15 protein-coding genes and 1 tRNA gene are annotated in these 22,133 nt (G+C 48.6%); 9 read left to right on the top strand and 7 right to left on the bottom strand.

The genetic code is table 11. From position 1 onward, the window contains the following. Nucleotides 1-37: 37 nt before the first annotated feature. Complete coding sequence (locus tag DFER_RS02715) at nucleotides 38-907, bottom strand: methylated-DNA--[protein]-cysteine S-methyltransferase (protein WP_012780162.1); 870 nt, start codon at nucleotides 905-907, stop codon at nucleotides 38-40. Nucleotides 908-968: 61 nt separating this feature from the next. On the opposite strand from DFER_RS02715, the gene DFER_RS02710 reads away from it, so the two are divergent. Beyond that, nucleotides 969-1,376: a hypothetical protein gene (locus DFER_RS02710; RefSeq protein WP_229206156.1), complete on the top strand. Its 408-nt coding sequence runs from the start codon at nucleotides 969-971 to the stop codon at nucleotides 1,374-1,376. 251 nt (nucleotides 1,377-1,627) lie between these two features. Here the strand turns inward: DFER_RS02710 and DFER_RS02705 are convergent, their stop codons facing one another. Further along, the gene (locus DFER_RS02705) at nucleotides 1,628-2,611 is read right to left on the bottom strand and encodes a Gfo/Idh/MocA family protein (RefSeq protein WP_012780159.1); all 984 of its coding nucleotides are present in this window, start codon (nucleotides 2,609-2,611) and stop codon (nucleotides 1,628-1,630) included. Between the two features lie 99 nt (nucleotides 2,612-2,710). Here DFER_RS02705 and DFER_RS02700 point away from each other — a divergent pair, with 99 nt between their 5' ends. The 4 genes from DFER_RS02700 (at nucleotide 2,711) to DFER_RS02685 (ending at nucleotide 5,485) form a co-directional block, all read left to right on the top strand. Further along, nucleotides 2,711-2,932 carry a VF530 family protein gene (locus tag DFER_RS02700; protein ID WP_012780158.1) on the top strand — a complete coding sequence of 74 codons (222 nt, stop codon included), beginning with the start codon at nucleotides 2,711-2,713 and terminating at the stop codon, nucleotides 2,930-2,932. A 45-nt stretch (nucleotides 2,933-2,977) separates the two neighbouring features. Beyond that, nucleotides 2,978-3,853 (top strand): DnaJ C-terminal domain-containing protein, encoded by an 876-nt coding sequence (locus DFER_RS02695; RefSeq protein ID WP_012780157.1) that lies wholly within the window; start codon nucleotides 2,978-2,980, stop codon nucleotides 3,851-3,853. 7 nt (nucleotides 3,854-3,860) lie between these two features. After that, nucleotides 3,861-4,160 carry a chaperone modulator CbpM gene (locus DFER_RS02690; RefSeq protein ID WP_012780156.1) on the top strand — a complete coding sequence of 100 codons (300 nt, stop codon included), beginning with the start codon at nucleotides 3,861-3,863 and terminating at the stop codon, nucleotides 4,158-4,160. A gap of 89 nt (nucleotides 4,161-4,249) precedes the next feature. Next, the gene (locus tag DFER_RS02685; protein WP_012780155.1) at nucleotides 4,250-5,485 is read left to right on the top strand and encodes a DEAD/DEAH box helicase; all 1,236 of its coding nucleotides are present in this window, start codon (nucleotides 4,250-4,252) and stop codon (nucleotides 5,483-5,485) included. Between the two features lie 57 nt (nucleotides 5,486-5,542). On the opposite strand, the gene DFER_RS02680 is transcribed toward DFER_RS02685, so the two are convergent. Together DFER_RS02680 and DFER_RS02675 are read right to left on the bottom strand one after the other, a co-directional pair. Then, complete coding sequence (locus tag DFER_RS02680) at nucleotides 5,543-5,956, bottom strand: CHRD domain-containing protein (protein WP_012780154.1); 414 nt, start codon at nucleotides 5,954-5,956, stop codon at nucleotides 5,543-5,545. 124 nt (nucleotides 5,957-6,080) lie between these two features. Beyond that, the gene (locus DFER_RS02675) at nucleotides 6,081-6,776 is read right to left on the bottom strand and encodes an SH3 domain-containing protein (RefSeq protein ID WP_229206155.1); all 696 of its coding nucleotides are present in this window, start codon (nucleotides 6,774-6,776) and stop codon (nucleotides 6,081-6,083) included. A 239-nt stretch (nucleotides 6,777-7,015) separates the two neighbouring features. On the opposite strand from DFER_RS02675, the gene DFER_RS02670 reads away from it, so the two are divergent. Together DFER_RS02670 and DFER_RS02665 are read left to right on the top strand one after the other, a co-directional pair. Further along, nucleotides 7,016-7,088: transfer RNA gene (locus tag DFER_RS02670), tRNA-Lys, on the top strand. A 251-nt stretch (nucleotides 7,089-7,339) separates the two neighbouring features. Continuing rightward, a complete protein-coding gene (locus DFER_RS02665; protein ID WP_012780152.1) occupies nucleotides 7,340-8,650 on the top strand; it encodes a site-specific integrase in 1,311 nt (436 codons plus the stop codon). Nucleotides 8,651-8,775: 125 nt separating this feature from the next. Here DFER_RS02665 and DFER_RS02660 read toward each other — a convergent pair whose 3' ends face one another. Then, nucleotides 8,776-9,753: an IS481 family transposase gene (locus DFER_RS02660; RefSeq protein ID WP_012780151.1), complete on the bottom strand. Its 978-nt coding sequence runs from the start codon at nucleotides 9,751-9,753 to the stop codon at nucleotides 8,776-8,778. 315 nt (nucleotides 9,754-10,068) lie between these two features. Then, nucleotides 10,069-13,014 (bottom strand): T9SS type A sorting domain-containing protein, encoded by a 2,946-nt coding sequence (locus DFER_RS29015; RefSeq protein ID WP_050774596.1) that lies wholly within the window; start codon nucleotides 13,012-13,014, stop codon nucleotides 10,069-10,071. 515 nt (nucleotides 13,015-13,529) lie between these two features. Between DFER_RS29015 and DFER_RS02650 the strand changes: the two genes are divergently transcribed. Together DFER_RS02650 and DFER_RS29010 are read left to right on the top strand one after the other, a co-directional pair. Continuing rightward, nucleotides 13,530-17,525 carry a hybrid sensor histidine kinase/response regulator transcription factor gene (locus DFER_RS02650; protein ID WP_229206154.1) on the top strand — a complete coding sequence of 1,332 codons (3,996 nt, stop codon included), beginning with the start codon at nucleotides 13,530-13,532 and terminating at the stop codon, nucleotides 17,523-17,525. 357 nt (nucleotides 17,526-17,882) lie between these two features. Beyond that, nucleotides 17,883-20,894, top strand: a complete 3,012-nt coding sequence (locus DFER_RS29010) for a DUF6923 family protein (protein WP_012780148.1) — start codon at nucleotides 17,883-17,885, stop codon at nucleotides 20,892-20,894. Nucleotides 20,895-21,011: 117 nt separating this feature from the next. On the opposite strand, the gene DFER_RS02640 is transcribed toward DFER_RS29010, so the two are convergent. Then, complete coding sequence (locus DFER_RS02640) at nucleotides 21,012-21,551, bottom strand: response regulator transcription factor (protein ID WP_012780147.1); 540 nt, start codon at nucleotides 21,549-21,551, stop codon at nucleotides 21,012-21,014. Nucleotides 21,552-22,133: the final 582 nt, after the last annotated feature.

Raw genomic sequence — 22,133 nt, 5'->3', positions numbered from 1 at the left:
ATCCATTATCATGACAATTTATATTTTTTATACTATTTCAAAGCGGTTGTTTCTGTGCAAAATATTCCTCATCCTGACGGGCTGCCTCCCAACCGATCAATGCTTTTTTGCGCAGGCTGCCCCAGCGGTATTCGCCCAAAACGCCTTCTTTACGGATCACCCGGTGACATGGAATAATGTAAGCGACCGGATTATCGCCCACGGCCGAGCCCACGGCCCGTACTGCTTTCGGATGCCCGATCCGCTCGGCGATCTGCTGATAGGTGGTCACGGCGCCTTGTGGAATGCTTAGCAATGCTTCCCACACTTTGAGCTGAAAATTGGTGCCCTGCACAAGCAACGGCAGCTTTTCGAGCGACTGGCCGGCTGGCTTAAAAATGCGCCCGATATAGCCGGCCGTGAGCTGTTGATCAGGGCGAATGGTCGCATAATGCCACTTTCTTGCCAGTTCGATCAACTGCATATCGCGGGTGGCTTCGTCCACAAAGGCCATTGCGCAAATGCCCCGTTCAGTGGCGGCGATGAAGCAATCACCAAACGGAGTTTCATGAAAACCATAACTGATTACCAGCCCCTTACCGGCGGTCTTATATTCCTGCGGCGTCACGCCCTCGATGGAAATGAAATGGTCGTACACCCGGCTCTGGCTTGATAACCCGGCCGATTCCGCCAGTTCGGCAAGGCTGGTCGACTCGCGAATGCGGTCTTTAAGATAACCGGCCGTGATGTATTGCAGAAACTTCTTGGGACTTACACCGGCCCATTCGGAAAACAGGCGCTGGAAATGGAATTGGCTGATGCTGACTTCGTCGGCCACCTCGGTGAGCGTGGGCTGTTCTTTCGCATTCGCCACGATGTATTCGATGGCTTTGGCGATTTTGTCGTAGTTATAAGCTTGCTGGTTCATTGGATTATTTAATTTGTTGATACAAATTTGGCCTCCGCAGGCTTGGCAGCCAACCCGAAACTTGCGCAAGTATCTGCACCAGTCACTAAGCCCGGCTGGCACTGTTTATGTAAGCCGGTTTATATTCGCATCAGTTTCAAACCTCAAAAACAGCACGTTCCTCACCGCCATGAAAGTATTTCTTGCCAGCATTCTCACACTTTTTATATTCCAGAACGCGCATTCGCAGAATTTCAAAGCCGAACTCCGGAAGCTCAACGGGCAGGTCGAAGCGGCATACAAAAGCAAAAAACTGACCGCTAACGAGTACGCCAAGCTGAAAAAAGAGCGGAGTGCGATTGAGCTGGCGATCGAAAAGGCGTTGGCCGACGACATTCTCACGCCCGACGAAAAGAACAAGATCCACTCGAAAATCGTCCGTTCACGGAAGCGGCTTGCCAAATATAAAACCAACCGGGAGATCTACTAAAATCGAAATGGCTCCCGCATTGCTTATGCGGGAGCCATTCGGGAAGGACGCCTAGGAAGGTTTAGTATTCCTTCTTGTTGTCCTTTTTCGCCTTTTTATCGGCTCTTTTTTCTTTCAGGGATTTGGTCGCCTCTTTTTTAGTGCTCCCCTTGTCCAGGTTTTTTCCTTTGGCCATGAGTATCGGATTTTAGAGTAGGTAAATCTTTTAAATAACTGCAACAGGGCCGGTATTTGTATCCGGCGCCGGAAAATTATTGCTTCCTGGTGATGCGGTCCATGATCAGGCTCGCCCGTGCACCCGTGTCGCCGCTGCTCGGGCTCTTACCTTCGCCGCGCAGTTCTGCCACGATGGAAGCGATGAGCGGTTGCTGCACATGCTGCGGGTAGGGAATGTGAAAGACTTCGATCCCCTCCCCCGTTTCCAGGTGAATGTCGAACTTTTCGAAAAACGAAAAGGTAATGCGTCCCTTTGAACCGATGATCTGCGTTTGGTCCTCGCGCTGGTCCTTATCCACCGTGTAGCACCAGCTGCCCTTGCCCAACACGCCCGATTCGAACTCGAAATTGGCGACCACGATATCGTCCGCCTCGTACAGGCCCGCCTGGTTGCGTGCAATGCCCGACGCGTGCTTGATCGGGCCGAAGATGAATTCGAGCAGGTCGAACTGGTGCGAGGCCAGGTCGTGGAAATGCCCGCCGCCGGAAATCTCCGGTTTGACGCGCCAGCGAGGCTTCGCATCCGGCCCTACCTCCTCGTCGTACGGCTGCCATTGCAGGCAAATGTCGATATAGCGGATATCCCCGATCACTTTTTTATCAATCAATTCCTTCACTTTCAGGAAGTAATCCAGCGAGCGACGGTAGTAGGCCACAAATACGGGCACGCCCGTCCGTTTGCTTTCCGCATTGATCCGGTCGCATTCGGCGGCGTTCCGGGCCATGGGCTTTTCGATGTATACCGGCTTTCCGGCCTGCATGGCCCGGATGGCCAGGCTTTCGTGCGCATCGGGCGGAGTGGCGATGTAAACGGCATTCACGTCGGGGTCGTTGATGAGCGCGTCGGCATCGTCGTACCATTTGGCCACGCCGTGGCGTTCGGCGTAGTCCTTTGCGAGCGCGCCATCGCGGCGCATTACGGCTACCAATGAAGAATTGGGCACTTTACTGAATGCCGGACCGCTTTTTACCTCAGTCACGTTGCCGCAACCGATAATACCCCATTTGATCTGATCCATCGGACAGGTTTTAGGTTTTGAACTAATCAACCTGCATAATAATTATTTATGCACAGAAATCTACTTTAAAACGCATCGCAACATTTTTAAAAGGCAGGTATGGAATCTCAACCGAATAACCCGCTTCACGGCAAGACGCTGGAAGCCATTCTGAACGAACTGGTAGACTACTACGGCTGGGAGCAAATGGGTTATTATGTGAATATCAATAGCTTTCAGCACGAGCCGAGCGTGAAATCGAGCCTCAATTTTTTGAGAAAAACACCCTGGGCACGCAAGAAAGTGGAAGATTTGTACCTGAAAATGCAGGAACGAAAGTAGAAGCGACTATTTTAGACATTATTCACTTCAACAGACTGGATAGTTATGGCTTTTGTAGATTATTATCAAATTCTGGGAATCGATAAGAATGCCGATGATAAGGCCATTAAGAATGCATACAGAAAGCTGGCCAGGAAGTACCACCCCGATCTGAACCCGAACGACAAGGAAGCCGAGAAAAAATTCAAGGAGTTGAACGAGGCCAACGAAGTGCTGAGCGATCCTGAAAAAAGGAAGAAGTACGACAAGTACGGGAAGGATTGGCAGCACAGCGAGGAGTTCGAACGCGCGCGGCAGGCCCGCAGCCAGGCCGGCGCGCAGGAAGGTCAGTGGTTCGGCGGCGGCAACGAGGGCTTTTCCGATTTCTTCGAGTCGATGTTCGGTTCCGGATTCGGCGGCGGCCGCCAGACGCGTTTCCGTGGCCAGGATTACCAGGCGGAAATCCACCTCGGCCTGCGCGACGCCTATGAAACGCACAAGCAAACACTTACGGTGAACGGCAGAAACATCCGTATTACCGTGCCCGCGGGCGTCGAAAACGGGCAGACGATCAAGATCACAGGCCACGGCGGACCGGGAAGCAACGGCGGGCCGAACGGCGATCTGTACATTACATTTTCGGTGGGCACGGACGACCAGTTCCGGAGATCGGGCAATGACCTGCATTTGAAAGTCGACCTCGACCTTTACACGGCCATTCTCGGCGGCGAAATCGTGGTGGAGACATTAAGCGGTAAAGTGAAACTGCCCGTAAAGGCCGAAACGCAAAACGGAAGTGTAGTGCGACTGAAAGGCAAAGGTTTTCCTGTGTACAAAAAGGAAGGGCAGTTCGGCGATTTGTATGTAACATTCGATGTAAAGATCCCCACCAACCTGACCGACCGGCAGAAAGAGTTGTTTACAGAATTGTCTAAATCCTGAAAACGATATGGAAAATGATCAATTGATTGCTATCGAGGTATTCTGCACGAATTACAATGTGGAATATGCATTTGTTGAGTCATTGCAGGAACACGACCTGATCGACACGGTGATCGTGGACAATACCCGTTTTTTGCAGATTCCGCAGCTTCACCGGATCGAAAGGATCATCCGCCTGCATCACGACCTGGACATTAATCTGGAAGGCATCGAGGCGATCCAGAGCCTGCTGGGCCGTATCGAGCATCTCGACCGGGAAATTGCATCGCTTCGCAACCGCCTCCGGTTTTACGAGACAGGCCTATAATTAATCATGCATTGCCGGATAACCGGTTATCTTTGCGTTCCCATTAAAACGAAGGGCAGGCCGGCGCCGGTCTGCCCCATTATTTGCTTATGAAATTTGATGATTACCCTATTGCCGCGGAGATCAAGCGGAGCCTGGAAGCGGCCGGGTTTAAGAAGCCGACGGACATTCAGTTCAAGGCGATTCCGGCGGTGATGAAGGGGGAAGATGTACTGGCGATTGCCCAGACGGGCACCGGAAAGACGGCTGCTTTCGCGATCCCGGTGATTGATAAACTGCATAAACAGAAGTCGTCGAGCCGCTCGGAAGGCATCAAATGCGTGGTAATGGTCCCTACGCGGGAGCTGGCCATTCAGATTGCCGAGGTGTTCAGCAGCATTTCGAGATATACGAAAGTGAAGACATTCAGCGTGTTCGGCGGCGTGGAGCAAGGCCCGCAGATCGCGAAGCTGGAAAAAGGCATCGACATACTCGTTTCGACCCCGGGACGAATGTTCGACCTCGTGAGCCAGGGCCACATCCGCCTCGACCGCGTGGATACGCTCATTCTCGACGAGGCCGACCATATGCTCGACCTGGGGTTCATCAAAGATATTCAGGACCTGATCCGGCATCTGCCCAAGCGGCGGCAAACGCTGTTTTTCTCGGCGACGATCGATGAAAAGATCAAGAAACTGGCATACTCGCTCGTGAGAAACGCGATCCGCATTCAGATCTCCCCCAAAAATCCCGTGGCGAAGAACATCGACCACTCGGTTGCATTCGTGGCGATGGACGACAAGCGGTTCTTTCTCGAACGCGTGATCCGGCAGAATGCCGATAAAAAAATCCTCGTGTTCGTTCGCACCAAGGTTCGCGCCGAACGTGTGTTCAATGCGCTCGAACGCATGGAAATCAAAAGCCTCACCATTCATGGCGACAAGCAGCAATCGGACCGCCTGACGGCCATGAATGAGTTCAAGAAAGGAAATGTAAAAATTTTGATTGCCACCGACGTGAGCGCCCGCGGCATCGATATTCCGAATGTGGATTACGTGATCAACTACGATCTGCCCGAACAGCCCGAGAGTTACGTTCACCGGGTAGGCCGTACCGGGCGGGGCATGCAGAAGGGCATTGCGGTGTCATTTTGCAGTGAAGAAGAAAAACCGTTACTCGACGAGATCCAGCAATACCTCGACAAGCCCATTGCCGTGGTGAAACTAACCGCCGAAGACTACGCAGAAACGCTCGAATTCACCACCGACACCACCGACGACCTGGGTGCGCTGATGCGGGAAATCGAGGCATTCGAGTCGAGGCAGAAGAAGAAAGGGAAGAAATAGCAATAAAAAAGGCTTTCAGGATCGCCCCCGAAAGCCTTTTTCATGTGATATCAAAGCTTATTCTTCGAACTTGTCGGCGATGATCTGTCCACGGATTTCCCCGTAAGGATTTTGCTCCGTAGGAACGTTGATGTACATCATGCCTACTACAAGCTGAGTTTGCTGCTCGGTGTTCAGTTTAACTGTTCCTGTAACCTGTCCGGTTGGGTTTTCAGACAATGTCTGAATGATCGGGCCTCTTTCCCATGCCGGGTTGGCCACGTTCAGGGTCACGGAAGTGGGGGTGATATTCTGGAAGTTGACGTTGTATTTCAGCTCCATGGTGTTCTTGTTGTACTCAAATACACCGGTACCTTGTGCTGACGACGTAGCCTTTGGAACCGTTGGGGCACTATTGATTACAGCCGAGAACTTCACAATGTCATCTTTGTGAGGCCCTTCCTCTTTACAGGAAGTTACAAATCCTAACATCAAAACTCCTGCGATTAATAGTAAATAACGTTTCATTGGCTTTTTCATACAGCGTTAAATTAAAAATTTTATTCCTAAATATACATACAAACTTAAATCCTGCAAAAATGATACCAGTTTGCTGTCATATATTCCAAAGATCACTTTTCCGGATATAAACGATCCGGTTATTCCAGATGACCCGGTCCCAGTGGTCAACAGACCCGATTATCGTCAGTTTATGCCCTTTTCCTACCTTTTCCACCACCCCGGCCGCTGACGACGGTTCATCGCGCAGGAAGGTGTTTTCATTCACTATGATGCACGTTTGATAAAGGGATGGTACATTTAGTATTCCCAGCAACGCGAGCAGATAAACGATGATCGAAATCTTGTGGATCTGCAAAATGGGTTCCTTCCTACGTGTCTTTGTAACCATTATGACAACTATATAGGTGCCCAAAGTTAAAAGCAATATCGGAATGTAATCACCATATTTTCGATAAAAAATTATGAAATAGTTGTAATCGTCGAATTCATAGCCACTTAGATTTTGTTCTTTGGCGAGCTTGTCCATTTTTTCAAAAAGGTGCCTGGAAGGCTGCACGAGGGCAAGTTTGCTGAGGTAAAATAGGCAATCGGTATAATTGTTGGTTTTCTCTGCGAGGAAAGCGAGCTTCAAAAGCAGCGCCTGGCCATTTTTTTCGGAGAGGCTGAAATTTTTTTTATACAATGTTTGGGCTTCGGGGTACCTGGCGATAGCGAACAGAGAATCAGCCGTTTTGAGCTCCTTCTGATTGGCAGAAAACGCCATCATCGGGGCCAGAGAAGCGAGAAACAAAAACGAAAAAAAAAGGTTTTTCTTGTTGGGCACTTGCATTATACTTTAAAGAATTCTACTTTTGCATCGCAATTACGGAAAACGCCACGGCTAATCCAAGAGCGCAAAACCTTCGAAAGCCGAAACGCGAGTAGAAAAATGATTCCGTAGCTCAGCTGGTAGAGCAATACCCCGGAACGCCGGCCGCTTTTAATGTGTGGGCCCTGGATTCAAGAGGTAGTAAAAAAACCAGAAAAAATGATTCCGTAGCTCAGCTGGTAGAGCAATACACTTTTAATGTATGGGTCCTGGGTTCGAATCCCAGCGGGATCACTTAAAGCGCCTCAAAGGGCGCTTTTTTGTTTTAAATTGTTCTGAAAATCAGCTTGTTTCAAAATTTTTGAGTCATTCCTGATCAAAGTAACCTATCCGATTCGGTTACCGTTTCGGTTACCTATCTGATTTTCTAAATTAGGTAACCGAATTTCCGAAAATAGCTTGTGTGATGTGGTTTTGAGGAAATCGATGCGTCGCCTGGGGGGAAGTCCCCGCAGGGAACATTAGATCACTTAAAAATGTGAAGGATGAAAAGCAATCAGAAACTTTCGATCCTCTTCTGGCTATTCAAAGCCAAAGCAACGAAAGACGGCAAAGCGCCGATTTATGTCCGGATTACCATCGATGGTCTGGATGACGAAATTTCACTTGGCAAAAAAGTGCACCCCGACGACTGGTGCAACCAAACCAAAAAAGTAACTGCCTCAGGCATGGAGGCCAAACTGATCAACATTGCCATCGATCAGGCGCGCACCTCACTAACTTCCCAGTTCATGGTGCTGCAATCGCAGTTTGAATGCATCACGCCTACTATGCTTAAAAACGTCTTTAAAGGCAAAGCGGTCGAAGACAAAGACGATGCTCACAAGCAAGGGTTAAAAAAGCAGCAGACCCTGCTTCAAGCGTTCGACGAGCACATCGAGAAATTTGAACTGTTGGTCCAGCGTGGGATGCGTTCGGACAACACACTACGACACTGGCGAAAACTTAAACGGCATGTTACCGCTTTTATCAAGTTTCAATACAAAACATCGGATCTGAAATTTTCAGAGCTATCCGGCCTGTTTGCCGAAGAGTTTTACGAGTATTTGACACTACACAAGCCCAAACCGCTCGCTGAAGTATCTGCCCGCAAGGATGTGAAATGGACCAGGCAAATAGTAAAAATCGGCGTCAAGAAGGACTTCATAACACGCAACCCGATGGAGGGTTTTAAATGCTCGGGCGGTGATGTTGAAGTGATCCCACTGGAGTTCGAGCAGGTCGAGAGAATTCATAGAAAGAAATTGCATGTTAAACGATTGGCGGAGGTGCGCGACGCATTCATCTTTCAATGCTTTACCGGGTTTGCTTACCAGGATATCTATGGGCTGACGCGGGATAGCATAAGGCTTGTCGGTGCGAAAAGGGAAAGGTGGCTCGTCCGGAAACGCGGAAAAACACAGGTCGGTGAAATGGTACCCATACTGCCGATTGTTGAAGAATTGATTGAAAAATACAAGGATCATCCCTATTGTATAGCCCACGATAAATTGATCCCAGTGAACAGCAATTTCAGGTATAATACCTATTTGAAGGAGCTGGCGGATATATGTAACATCCGTGATATCACCGGAAGCATCAGGAGACTAGACACGCATGATGCCAGGCATTTTTTTGCTGATATGATGCTCAACAACGGCGTGCCGTTAGAAGACGTCAGCAAGATGCTTGGTCATAAAAACATTAGAACAACGATGCGTTATTGCCGGGTGAGAAAGTCACGCATCAGCGAGAATGTGGGGCTAGTCAGGGATCGATTGTTTACCAAAACCGGCAAGCTTCGGCAGGCCTCCTAAACGTTAATAAGCTACCTTTTTGAAGTCAAGCAAGTTAATGTTCGTAGCTGGGTCATCAATAAGAGTAAATTGTAGTGGCTCTATAGTTCCGCTACATCTCGCAGTCGGCAAATTGTAGGACAAAACTATGTTTTGCTTTTCTTAGTCAACTTTGCCATCCGCAGGTCTCGCCAGTAGGCTTGTTCTCTAATGCGTTCCTTTGTTTCGTCGTATATGGCCTCGATTTCGTCCCAGAAAGATGCCTTAGCAGAGTGTTCGGAGGCAAATTCGATCGGAGTCTTACCGCCCAACGAGCTGTGTGGGCGGAAGTAATTGTAGTGAAATTGCCATTGAGCGAGTTTGTCGTCCAATTGGGGGTCTCGTAAGTCAACTGTTGTGTAAAATTCCTGGAGATCTGTCTGCTGGCTTCGTTCAACTTTGCCGTTTAAATGTGGTGACCTGGGTTTTATGGGACGAAACTTGATGCAGTAATCCATCAACTTCTGCTGAAATGCGACCGCAAAAAACTCCTGTCCTCTGTCCGTTTGAATACGTTGAATGGGGTAATGAAATTCATCAATAAGCTTGTCCAGAAAATCGATTGAATTGGCGGCCGACCGACGCGTGTAAAGTTTCAACACCCTTAGGCGGGTACAATCATCAATCGCCGTGTATTGATACAGGCCAGCTCTGATCTTGCAGACATCTAACTGTACACGTTCGCCAGGAACGAGCTTAGCATATCGAATTGGAGGGGAATGTTTAGTAAATCGACGAATAGGTGCAACTGAATGCTTTTCGAGTATTCTCGCTACGGTAGAAGTTGAAATCTTCAAATCATGGAGCCTGAACAGATGAGAGCAGATTCTGAGTTTTCCATACTTGAATTCATCGCGTACCTTAAGTACGAGGGCCTCGTCTTCAGGACGATACTTTTGTCGCCCCAGCCGATGCGGACGGTGAGACCGATCTGTAAAGAGATTTTCATCCTCACGTTTTATCCAACGTTGTAACGTAGATCTAGCAATTCCGCACCTCCTGGCAGCAACCGATATGTTTCCGATCTGTCTATAGAGCATAACCCATTTCTGCCTTGCTTCTGCTCTCAGGCTGTCAGTGGCCATAACGAAACAATTTGAATCCGCACCGCCTCATTTTTTCTCACAACCCTCGGGGGAAGTGAGAGGGATTGCGAGAAAAAATGATCATTAATTTAACGACTTTCGGGAGTTAGTCGATGATCCAAATATGATTTTTTGAATGACCAGAAATGACTGTAAGTGTAGCGAATGTTATGAACCATCACACGTCATTACCGTCATACATTTCGAACGATAGAGAAAACGCAGTGGCCAGAGGTCAAATACCTAGAAAGGGTGCAAGAACAATTCTCGCACCCTTTCTATTTTTACGGGCTTTGCTTTACTTCTCTCCCGCGCTTATTTTACGAAGAAAGTGCAGCTTTGCATTTCTCCACTGGCATAAGTGACCCGCAAAATGTACATTCCCGTGGCTAATCTGCGTACGTCGAGCCGGCGATGGTCGCCGGAATGAAGTTGCATGACACGGATCCCGGCAAGGTTACTAACTTCAACCCTGTGTGGGCCGGGCGCCGAAGGCCCGATGGTAAGTTCGCCGTCAGCGACCGGGTTCGGATAAACAAGGGGCTGATCGCCCCCGTCCACGCGAATTGAACGGATTTGGCTGTACGCAAACGTTCCGTCCTGATCGATCATCTTCAGACGATAGTAGCTTATTCCTTTGCGTATGGAAGTGTCCGTAAAAGAATAATCAAGTCGGCTTGCACTGCCGGTTTCAGATGATTGTGACGCTACAAAACCTATATTCGTCCAGTCAGAGGCGTTGGTACTACGCTCAATTTCGAAGCCTCTGCTATTTTCTTCGCTAGCCGTAGCCCAGGCCAAATGCACGGTGTTCATCTCAGTGGAAGCCTCAAAGCTGATCAGCGTTACGGGCAATGCGGATTCGGTTGCAATGGTGTAAGCCACAGGGGTACTGGTTGTGCCCGCCTCGTCGGTCATTGAATAGATAAAACCAAATTCGCTTCCGGCCGTACCACTTCCTACTTTCCCATAGATTACCAGACTGTTCACATTGAAATCAGGGATCGTCACGGGACCGCCGGATACGTCTATCTGCTGAATGCCTGTCGCTCCACCGAAGTCATAGTACACCAGGGTATTCGCATTGATGGTATGAATAGAAAATGTGGTCGAAGTTCCGGTGGCGCACGTGCCTGCAGCCGCACAATCTTCCGCATCCGAACCTGAAAGCGAACCACCGGTCGTATAGCCGGTCAGGCTCGATGACGATGCTGGGATAGACTGATAGCCCGCGTTTACCGGAAACGCAGCGGGAGGTGTCGCACTAAATGCGCTGTTTGGCACGGAGTAACTCTTGGGGTCTGCCACGGGCGGCGTTTGAATACCGAAATTAACAGGGTCCAAAGCAGTTGTAGTAACCGGAAGCGTATTCAGGCTTCCCAAATTAACTGCTCCTGTATTATTCGAGGGCGCAACAGAAGTAGTGCCGCCCCGGTTGGTGCCAGTGTACCCGTAGCCATTCAGGGGCGTATCCGAAGCGGTAACAATGTCGCCAATATTCCGGCTACCGTTCGTCAGCACCACCGAATAATCTCCAATGCTGGTGAGCAAGCCACTGCGTACCTCGATGTTATAAGAACCGTCGGCTGCCACCTCCACCGATGCTACCACATTGCCCTGGGGGTCGAGCAGATTGGCCCAGAAGCCGTTCGCAGTCCCGCTTTCAGTACCGTCCACAATCGCATCACCGTTCGCGTCTATCCAGACATTGCCCGGTATGCTTATCATACGTTCCACATTGACGAGCTGGTTCACGACCACGGCACCGCAGGTAGCACTGTTGATGGTATAATTTACACGCAATGTACCAGCCGATGGAATGCTGGCTACCCCGGTAACAGGGTTGATGGTGGCACCGGCAGCCGTGGTGAGGCTGGCGTCGATGGCGTACGTTCCGCCGGATGGTGCCCCCACGAATGTAACAGAGCTGCCGGACAGAAAGGGCCCTGGTGAAGACACCGTTAGGCTGGCGTCGGTCGTAACAGCCCCGCACACCTGGACCGCACTGGTGCGGAAGTGCACGGTATTGTCGGTAACATCGGTATCGATATTGTCGCCCATACTGCCATGAATGCGGTGACCTATATAGCCAAAGTCGTCTTCGCATTCGCGGAGCATCATGGTAGTATGGCCTCCCGATTCAAGCGAGATAATTTCGGAATTCGCATAACCTGCCTCAAAGCTGGCCGGCTCTCCCGGATCCACGGGTGTAGAGCCGCTCACACTCGCGTGCACGCCTCGTCCAAGGGCATAACCACTTTCCTGTCCCCAGTTAAATATCTTTTGACCGTTAGTCAATACATTAATAAAACCATAAAGCCCGTCGTGTTCCTGCGGCGATATCCATTTGATGTCATTCATGACCGGCCCCGCGGCCGAGGTATAGCGCGGTTGTGTCCAGGTGGCTTGATTTGCATTGGCCGGGTCCCAGTTTCCAAGCTGTTTCCGGTCGTTGGCGCCCAGGGCGAATAACCTGCCATCCTCGTACAGCACGTAATGGGTGACGGTGTTGGTAAACGCGTTGGTCGTGCCAATCATCTTAATTTTCGCGCCGGCACCGGCAGGTGGCAGAGCCTGGGGAACAGCCCTTGACCGGTTCGCGCTCGCGGTGGCGATGCCATCCCAGGAATTTGCACCATAAACCCAGAGGTTGCCGGAATTATCCAAGGCAATCACGCCGGAACGTGAACCCCTGGCGGCTACTATATCGGTGAGATCACCTCCCGATTCCTTTTGCACTACGTTCCAGGATAAACTATTCCCACCGATTACCCCCCGAACCCACGAACTTTGAGACAGGGTGTATACCCTTCCGTCACCGCAGGTGGTGATCACGATCGAACCGGAGGTAACAAACATCATTTTAACATTTGCTGCCGTAACCCCTGCCGGAAGACCGATGGACAATTGCTGGAATGGAGTGACATTCACAGCCGGCTGTCCGGTTTCCACAATCACATTGTTTACATTGTTCGTCAAAGCGGCATCTACGACGGCCCCCGCCCGGCCCCAAACCCAGAGTTTGTTATCGCTGGTAAGCAGGACGTACTGCACAGTGTTGCGACTTGCCGACCCAATGCCCATTTTTAACGGGGCACCGGTGAGTCCTGGGTAGTTGGTTGCATTTACTTCTCTGGGAATAAGGTGGGCGCCCGCGCCATCCGCCTTCGAAAGTTCCCCCCATACTTTGAACGATCCGTCAATATCCCTTACCGCTGACGAATGCCAGCCCGAAACGTAGTTGTCGTATTCAAGCGTCAAAGCGACAGTAGATGCATAACCGAAATTACTGTAATCCTGACAACCGGATGCACTATAACAGCCCAATTGGGCAAATAATGATTTTGCCGAAAGTAGCAGGAACCAAAGAAGCCCTCTGGTTAGTACTGTAAAGTTTGATTTCATGCCTAAAAGATTAAGTGATGGAAATAGTATTGCGCCTGAGCGCGAATGCGATAGCGGAAAGTAACTGCTTTCTTACCACACAGGTGGGTGAAAAATTTGGCAATTTGGTAGGGTTAATTTCTCATGGGAAGATTGTCTTTGCGGTAGGCTGAATATTCTTTTCGCGGGGAGTGCCAGGGGGAACGCATTCGGCAGCGGTGATGGGCACTTGCTATGACTTATAAAAACCAATCGCAAGCCTTAAAAAAAGTGAGTAATTCAATATACTTGCAACGCATTTTCTTAATGAAGTGTGTTAAGCAGTAACGATTCGCAGGAATATCTACATTAGTGCGCCCAACAACATATTACCAATTCACATATTATTACAAATGGCGGTATATCAACGTACGATGGTGCTTTGGGCTTGCACTTTTGTGCTTTTTGCTAAGGCTTACGGACAAGTTTTTAAGAATTTTCGAGAAGTTAACGGAGTCCCGTTATCGAGCACGTTAGGGATCACTCAGGACAAGCAGGGTTTCATGTGGTTTGGCACTGAGGCGGGCCTTTATCGCTACGACGGCAAGACGTTCACTGCCTACCAAACCGGTAAAGAGGGCAATCCTAAATTCATCAGGGATCTTTCAACCGATTCAAAGGGCAATATATGGATTGCTTCTATTAGGTCTGGCGTATACATTTATGAGCCGAACACGGACACTTTCATCAACTTTGACCATGATCCGGCCAACGCCAATTCTCTCTCCCACAATTCGGTCAATTGCGTTATCACTGACCAAAAAAAACAAACCTGGGCCGGCACTCAAAATGGGTTGTCTCGAATTATAAACGAAAACGGAAAATTCAGAATAACACGGCATCTGCAGACGGAATTCTTCGGTCAGACTTTGCAGGTAAGGTCGTTGGCCGAGGATAAAGCCGGCAACATCTGGGCAGCAACGGGTGATGGTCTGGTCAAAATGCGAAGTGACGGGTCCCGACCCAAGCTATTCCGAATTCCATCCTCAAAGCCGCAGATCGATCTAAGTCAATTACTTTGTGTTTGCGTGGACGAAAGCGGTATTATATGGCTGGGCAGTAACGGCACCGGATTATATCAATTCAATCCTGTTACTGAGCAGTTCAAGCTGGTAGAAACGCTCAAAGCGCCCGGTGGCGAACATCCCCGTGTTTCCAAAATGTTGCCGGACGGCAAAGGAAAATACTGGATGGCAACAAACCAGGGACTTGTGCATTTCGATCCGCTTACGTGGCAAGCGGATTGGTATGTAAATCGGCCGGGCGACTCAAACAGCCTGGGCAACACCATGCTCTTCTCGGTATACCTCGACCGACAAGGCGGCGTATGGTGCGGCTCCTTCTATGCCGGCGTCAGCTATTTCCATTCCGATTCTCCTCAATTCGCATCCTGGCCATTTGCCGTCAATGATTCGCGAAGCAGATTGTTTTCTAACGCCTGGCTGGGCAAGGGTAAAGCAGGACAAATCTGGGCCGTTTCGGATAATCTGGATCAACTTCTGGTCTTTGATACTAAGGGCAATAATCATTTGGCATTCAACCTCAAACTTGCGAAAGAGGCTGATTACTACTCCTTTTATCTCGACCAAGATAACGTATTCTGGTCCGCGGGGAATTCCCTATTGACCAGTCTGGATCTTCGTACCGGCAGCTATCGACATTACCCGATTATCGCCGAGGGTGAATCAGAATTGGTCAATGCAAGAACCTTCGCAATCTTTACCGATAGCAATGGTCGCTTCTGGATCGGAGGTTATTACGGGTTGCTTTTGTTCAATCAGAAACGTGGTGTGTTCACCAGGCAAGCACCCACAAACATCAGTGTTCGATGTATTTACGAAGATTCCATACACAATATCTGGATAGGTTGCGCGAATGAAGTTTATCGGATTAATGCAAAAAGCAGTTCTGTTCGTGTACCGACATTAGAGAAAATATCTGTCGGTCCCGAAACGACCAACTACTTTTGGAGGATAACAGAAGATCCTTCCGGCAATATCTGGGCAGCCGGTACTAACTTACTTTTTCAATATAATTCTAAAAACAACAGGTTTGAGCCCAATGCCGATGTCCCAGGCGGCTATATCAAAGATGTTGTAGCGGATAAGAGGGGCTATTTATGGTTGAATGCTACGAACAAGCTATTGAGATACCATCCCAAAAACAGGACGCTTCAATCTTACGGTTATGGTGATGGTTTGCCGCAAAATGGCCTATTAATGCAGGGAGCTGGAACGACCGACTCCAGGGGGAATCTTTACTTCGTCACAAATCAGGGAATGTTCTCATTTAATCCGGCGGCCATTTCAATAAGCAAAGACACTAGTCAGCTCATGCTGACAGCCCTGAAACTGTACAACAAGGAAGTTGCTACCGGTGATAGTACGGGACTTCTGCCCGGACCGCTGTGGAAAACAAAAGAAATCACCTTCCGCCATGATCAGAGTATTTTTACCATAGAGTTCGCGCTACTAGATTATGTTCGTTCTGGTCAGCACAAATACGCGTACAAGATCGAAGGTATTGACCGCGACTGGAATTATGTTGAGAACCCATCCGCTACTTATACGAACTTGCCGTCGGGGACTTATACTTTTCATGTCAACGCCGCGAATGGCGACGGTGTCTGGATGAAGAAGTCCGTGGAGCTCCAAATCACCATTCTCCCGCCCTGGTGGAAAACCTGGTATGCCTACCTGGCCTATATTTTGCTGCTTGCCGCCACTGTGTACGCCGTTACCAGGTTTTTCTGGCTACGTAGTTCGTTCCGCAAGGAAAATGCGCTGAACCAGGTTAAACTCGACTTCTTCACCAATGTCTCCCACGAAATCAGGACGCACCTTTCGTTGATTTCAGCGCCTATGCAAAAAGCCTTTCAGCATGCATACGATGGTAAAACCGTTGAGCACTATCTCGGATTTGCTAAAAACAGTTCTGATCGTTTATTACTGCTGGTCAACGAGTTGCTCGACTTCCGCAAGATCCAGAGCGGCGGGGTGAGGCTGCAGGTCCAGGAATATGACGTGGTCAAAATCATGAAAAGCGTCATTGCCGCATTCGAGCACACCGCAAAAGAAAAGGACATTGAAACAAGGTTCGTATGCCCGGACACGCCGGTACTGTTGTGGCTGGATTTGGCTCAAATGCAAAAAGTGTTTTATAACCTGCTTAGTAATGCATATAAATTCACTCCCGAAGGCGGTAAGGTATCAGTGCGCATTGTGGAAGTGAGCAATGAGGTAAGCATTGCTGTGGAGGACAACGGCAAGGGCATACCGGCAGAGCATTTGCGGAAACTATTCACTTATTACTACCAGGCGGATTCGGAAAAACCCGGTTACGGGATCGGGCTGGCGCTTTCCAAGAGCATTGTGGAACAGCATCGCGGATACCTTACTGCCGAGAGCCGTCTTGAGGGCAACAACATGCCCGGCTGTACAACATTAACGATCCGGATGCTGCGCGAAAACCGGCACTTTTCTTCCGAGCAAATTGCACCGAAAAACAGCGATTACGTCGGCAGGAAGTTGACGGAAATGGCAGCAAAGTTGCCCGCCGTGCATAGCGGCGTCTCTGTAAAGAAAACCAATACGATCCTGATCGTCGAGGATAACGACCAGTTACGCGTGTTTATCAGGGAGCTTTTCGAAAGCGAATTCAACACGTTGGAGGCGGAAAATGGGCTTCGCGGTTTGCAACTCGCCAATGAGCATCTTCCCGACATTGTCCTGTCGGACATTATGATGCCCGATATGAACGGTTTGCAGTTGTGCAGCCATTTGAAAAAGAATATTACGACTTCACATATACCGGTCGTGTTATTAACGGCAAGGGCACAGAATCAGCAAATTATCGAAGGGCTCGCTTCGGGTGCTGACGATTATCTTGTTAAACCGTTCGATCCGAGGATTCTTGAATTAAAGGTACGCAACCTGATCCGGCTGCGAGACGATTTGAAAGACCGTTACCGCCAGTCTGTCTTGGTGGACCATCAGGAGAGCAGAGCCATTGCCCAGGACAAGAACCAAGAATTCCTCATTAAACTTGGCTCACTTGTTAAAGAACATATTTCCGACCGCGACTTTGGGGTCAATGAGCTTGCTATGCAGATTGGAATGAGCGTATCAGCATTGTATCGAAAATTGAGATCGCTTACAGGGCTTACGATCAACGATTTCATGAAAACGATCCGATTCAATGAAGCGAAAAAGCTACTCGATTCGGGAGTTTACAATGTAAGCGAGGTGAGTGTGATGATCGGTTTTGACGACAGCAAGTATTTCAGTACAGAATTCAAAAAGATTTTCGGCCAAACGCCGACCGAGGCTAAAAAGGGAAGTGCTCTTTAAACTTGTCAATGGCAATCTGGTCTTCCACGCAGGCCTTTGCGAAACCCCATCGTCTTATATACAGAGGCTATACATCAATTTGGGTGGCGAATAACACTCATTATTAGGCACTCTGACAAAATATCCCCCATTAATGTACAAATTTTTCAACCCTCCGGATGGTTGAAAAGAAATAGCTTTACAAAATGAAATGCTGCCCATAAACAGGGCAGCATTCCCTATTTGTATTAAGCATTTTTCGTGTGGGATTTCTTCTGATCTATCCACGCAATCAACCCTCCAATCATTTATTAATTCTTATTCATACACCGTGTAAATGCCTAGTAAAAAGTAATTGAATTTAAACTTCCATTTTCTATGTCAATCTTTTACACAACGCGTGGCTTTTTGCTAAAAAAGCTCACCAACTTCATTCTCTTCTTCATCATCTTTACATGCGTATCATTATCATTTGCGAATGCTCAATCATGTCCTGATCCCGGAGGAGGAACTTTATGGTATCGTTTTAATGAAAGCCAGAATGTGAATTTTTTTCCTGAGAATGTTCCGGCTGGAAAGACTGGCGACGGAAAGGCAACATCAGGCAAATTGTCACTCACCGAGACGATGAATGCCGTTTATCCCCTTCGTGCGGCCACAATAAATCCGGAACTGTCCGATGGAACAACAGGCAAAGTTGTGCTCCGGTTTGACTTTCTGGACATGGCCCCCGCCGCGATTATCAAGATTTATCAGGGCACCTCTGCAACGGGGACACCCGCCGAAACCATAACATCGGCAAACGCTTCGGGTTATTTGTTGCAAACCCGTACTTATACAGGCTCTGTTACTGTGACATTTGAAAGTCCTGTCGCCTCTGCCGGAGGGGACTTTAAAATCTTTATCCCGTATACAACCGGGGATCAGACAGCAACGTCGGCATTTGGTTTTCAGGTAGCTTACTGGAAAAAGTTTATCACTTCCAACTCGTATACTGTGATGGACTCCTATCCCGAGGAGGCGGCACCCATTGCTACTGCCTATTTTGATGCGAATAAGAACCTTGTTTCTTCGGAACTCTCTTTTTGTATTGACTACGGGAAACCCTCGCCTTCTATGGCGAACAGCAATTATATAGGAGAGGTCGTTTTTTTTCCGCAGGCTCGCCCGGACCTGGATAAATCCGGAACTGCAGACGGGGCGGATCAATTAAAGGCAGCCCGCCTGGTGTATATCATGAAAAACGTTGCCACACCGGCAACGACTTATCAAAACTTCATGGATGTACAGGGGGCGGTGAATACTACGTTAGGGCCTGACTATACGATTCACTACGCGGGTCTTCATGGAGATGCAATCGACGCTATTCCCAGTCTGCCAAGCCCGGCTGAGCCAGTGTTCTCAATTACTGGTCCGGCGTCGGCAGTGCCGGCGGGGACACCTCAAAACTTTACTGTTAATCTGACAGACGACGGTGGACATCCGAGAATTTTTAAGTTAAAGCTCCCCAACGGCATAACCCTGAACTCGGCAACAGGGGCGACCTATAATCCAAGTGACAGTACCCTTGCGTTTGCTTCATCGCCCGCCTCCGCGACAGTGTCCGTTACCAGTGCTACAAGTACCACGGCTAAGTTACGGGTTGTGTACAATCAACCAGGTTTTTGGAATGTGAACAATCTCATTGTATATGAACCCTGTACAGGTTTGGACGATTTTCAGGGATTTATTGGGTTAAGCAAGGGTGATATTACATATCCCTTTCGGGAAGCTTCCGCAACCTGGGCTGCTCAGCCCGCTTTCCCATGCTCGGAACTGAGCTATGTGATCGGTAACCGGAACATCGGCGGTTCCAACGTTTCGGATGGTTATACACTCGACCTTTCGAGTGGTGTTACAACTCTGGCCAAACAGACCTTGATCGAAGGCCCTAATGCTTTCATTAATGCTATCGGCTACAACACCGTCGATAACTACATCTGGGGTTTCCGTTACGGCACCAATCAGCTCGTGCGGATCGGCAGTGACTGGTCGGTGACATTCCATGATGTGACCGGCTTTCCGGTACCGGTTCCGGGTTTTGCAACCGGAGATGTCAGCCCGGATGGCATTCTGTATTTGTATGCCTCCAATTCCAACCAGATCACAAAGGTCGACCTGAATCCCGGTTCAGCAAATTACCTGACTGCCGTAACGCTGCCCACTTCGCCAACCGACTTGAACGACTGGTCGTTTAACCCGACCAATGGCATGCTTTATGGATTTGGAACAAGCAAAGTACTATATCAGTTTGATCCGGTAACCGGCAACCGAACTACATTGGGCTCAGTAACCGGCGCAGGCATTGAAACCTCTGCCTACACAGGCGCTTTTGGAACTGCATTCTTTGATACCGATGGCGATATGTATGTGGGCAATAACGGCAGCGGGGCCATTTTCAAGATCAGCGCGCCGCTTAAAAATCTTACAGCCACCCTGTTTTCGACAGCTTCCGGCGTTACTCCGGGTGACGGTGCGCGGTGCCCAAGCGCCATCGTAACGGATCCGCCAGTAGCTGTGGACGACAACGGTACCATTACTTGCAACGCCGCTACTGTTGACGTGCTGGCCAATGATATCGCAGGTAGTGCGCCGCTGGTCCCTGCCAGTGTAAAACTGTTGACGCCAGGCACGCTTGCCCGGGTGACGACCCTGACTGTCACTGACCAGGGCGAATATAATGTGAATACCGTGACGGGTGCGATCACATTTACTCCGGTCAATGGCCTGCGCGACACCATATCTATCGATTACGTGGTAACCGATGGCAATGGCCTCGAATCGATTGCCACATTAACCATCATTGTCGATTGCCCTATGCCTGTAACGCTGGTCGCCTTTGATGCCAGGAAAGAGGGGAATTCTGCACTATTGACCTGGTCTACCACGGAAGAAGTGAATTCCGACCGCTTTGAAATAGAACGTAGCCGCAACGGGAAGGTCTGGGTTAAAATCGGAAGTGTCCGGTCAAACGGGGAAAGCAGTATTACGAGAAATTACGCCTACACCGACAATACAGTGGAAAAAGGTGAAAATCTATATCGCCTGAGAATGGTCGATCTGGATGGCACATATGCTTTTAGCGCTATCAGAACGGTGTCTGTTGAAAATGGTACGGGGCAAATTTCTGTCTACCCTAATCCGGTTGCGAGTGGTAGATTGACTATCGATGTACCGGGCGCGGAGCGGTATCGGGCTGAAATAACTACGCTGGCAGGGAGTTCGGTGCTGCAACAGAGCCTGGCTAAAAGCCGGGAATTGAACCTACATGGACTTTCGTCGGGTATGTATGTGCTACGCGTCATCTCAACAGACGGCGACGTACAAACCAAGGTGTTTGTTGTGAAGTAAAAGCAAAGCATCCGTGATCCGGACAAGTAGAGAAGATATGGGATTTTGGTTCCATATCTTCTCTACTTGGAAGTTCTATAGTCATTACGACGGTGAACCGAATCTAACCATCGCATGCTAATATACGTTAGACACGTCGGAGCGACCTGTGGCCAAGAGCTTTGCGACCTTGGTTTCAGCCATGGCTGGCGACGGCTGTTTTCTGGGACGAACCTGCCGAGGATTAATAATTAATTCAATGGCTAATTGCGAATTGATAAAAATCCGGTCTGCAACCAGAGCCGTCACACATTCCCTGAGTTCACTTTCTGTGAAATCGTCGGGCAGGTAGCCATTGATTTTTTCCTGGAAGAAGCCGATAATGTTGAAAATGCGTCGCTGGTAGCCGTAAAGAACAATCTTGCAGGCCTCTTGTAGCAATCTGATTTTTTTGATATTGCTGAAAATGACCCTGTCTGACATATCCCTGACGCTGATCATAAAATAGGTAGAGCTGCCGGTCTGGCTATCCAATAGTAAATCACTACATAAATTGTACTCCAAAAATCTGAACTCTGGCATCATCAATTCGATGCCCGCTTTAATGCCCGCTCTATACATCGGCCGATTATCGACAATCACCATTACATAGTCTTCGTGAATATTATGGTTTCTCATGTCATTGGAAATTATTGATGATTGAATTGGAAACAATTTAGATTAGTAACCCCTGCCTGATTTTTTTGTTGGCCTAAATTCTCGCTTAATTCTTTAAGGAATGGGCGAATTAATTGTCATTTTGATGTGATTATTTTTTTATTCAATCGAAAAAGATATACCTATTCAGATAGGGGCATCCAAGGGTGTATTCAGTTTTTTAAAATAGCGTATTATAGCAATAAGATAGTCTCCTCAAGATGGTGGGAAATCTTGCCCGTTTGGTGGGGATTTTCTGTCTGTGTCCGGTTCTTGTCTTCAACCCATTGGTGGCGAGAAAATATTGGATTATGTTTGTGCATCTCATCAAAAGTTATCCCTATGCTTCTATTGGTTGTTAGAAGTCGTAATTGGTATTTGTCATTTTAAAAGCTTTTTTGTTTATAGTATAGCTTATTTACATTGAAAGTGTTATGCATTCGGAAAATGCATTAGATGAGATAAGTAGCCGGTTTCTTATCAAATTGGAAGAGATGGTATTTGAAATATATCCATCCGAACTCTAATTTTGGAGATATGGCTTTTCGAGCAGGGTTAAGTATT

The organism is Dyadobacter fermentans DSM 18053, assembly GCF_000023125.1.
Classification (GTDB): domain Bacteria; phylum Bacteroidota; class Bacteroidia; order Cytophagales; family Spirosomataceae; genus Dyadobacter; species Dyadobacter fermentans.
Note: the sequence above shows the minus strand (reverse complement) of the source record. Positions and strands in the feature narration are given on the sequence as shown.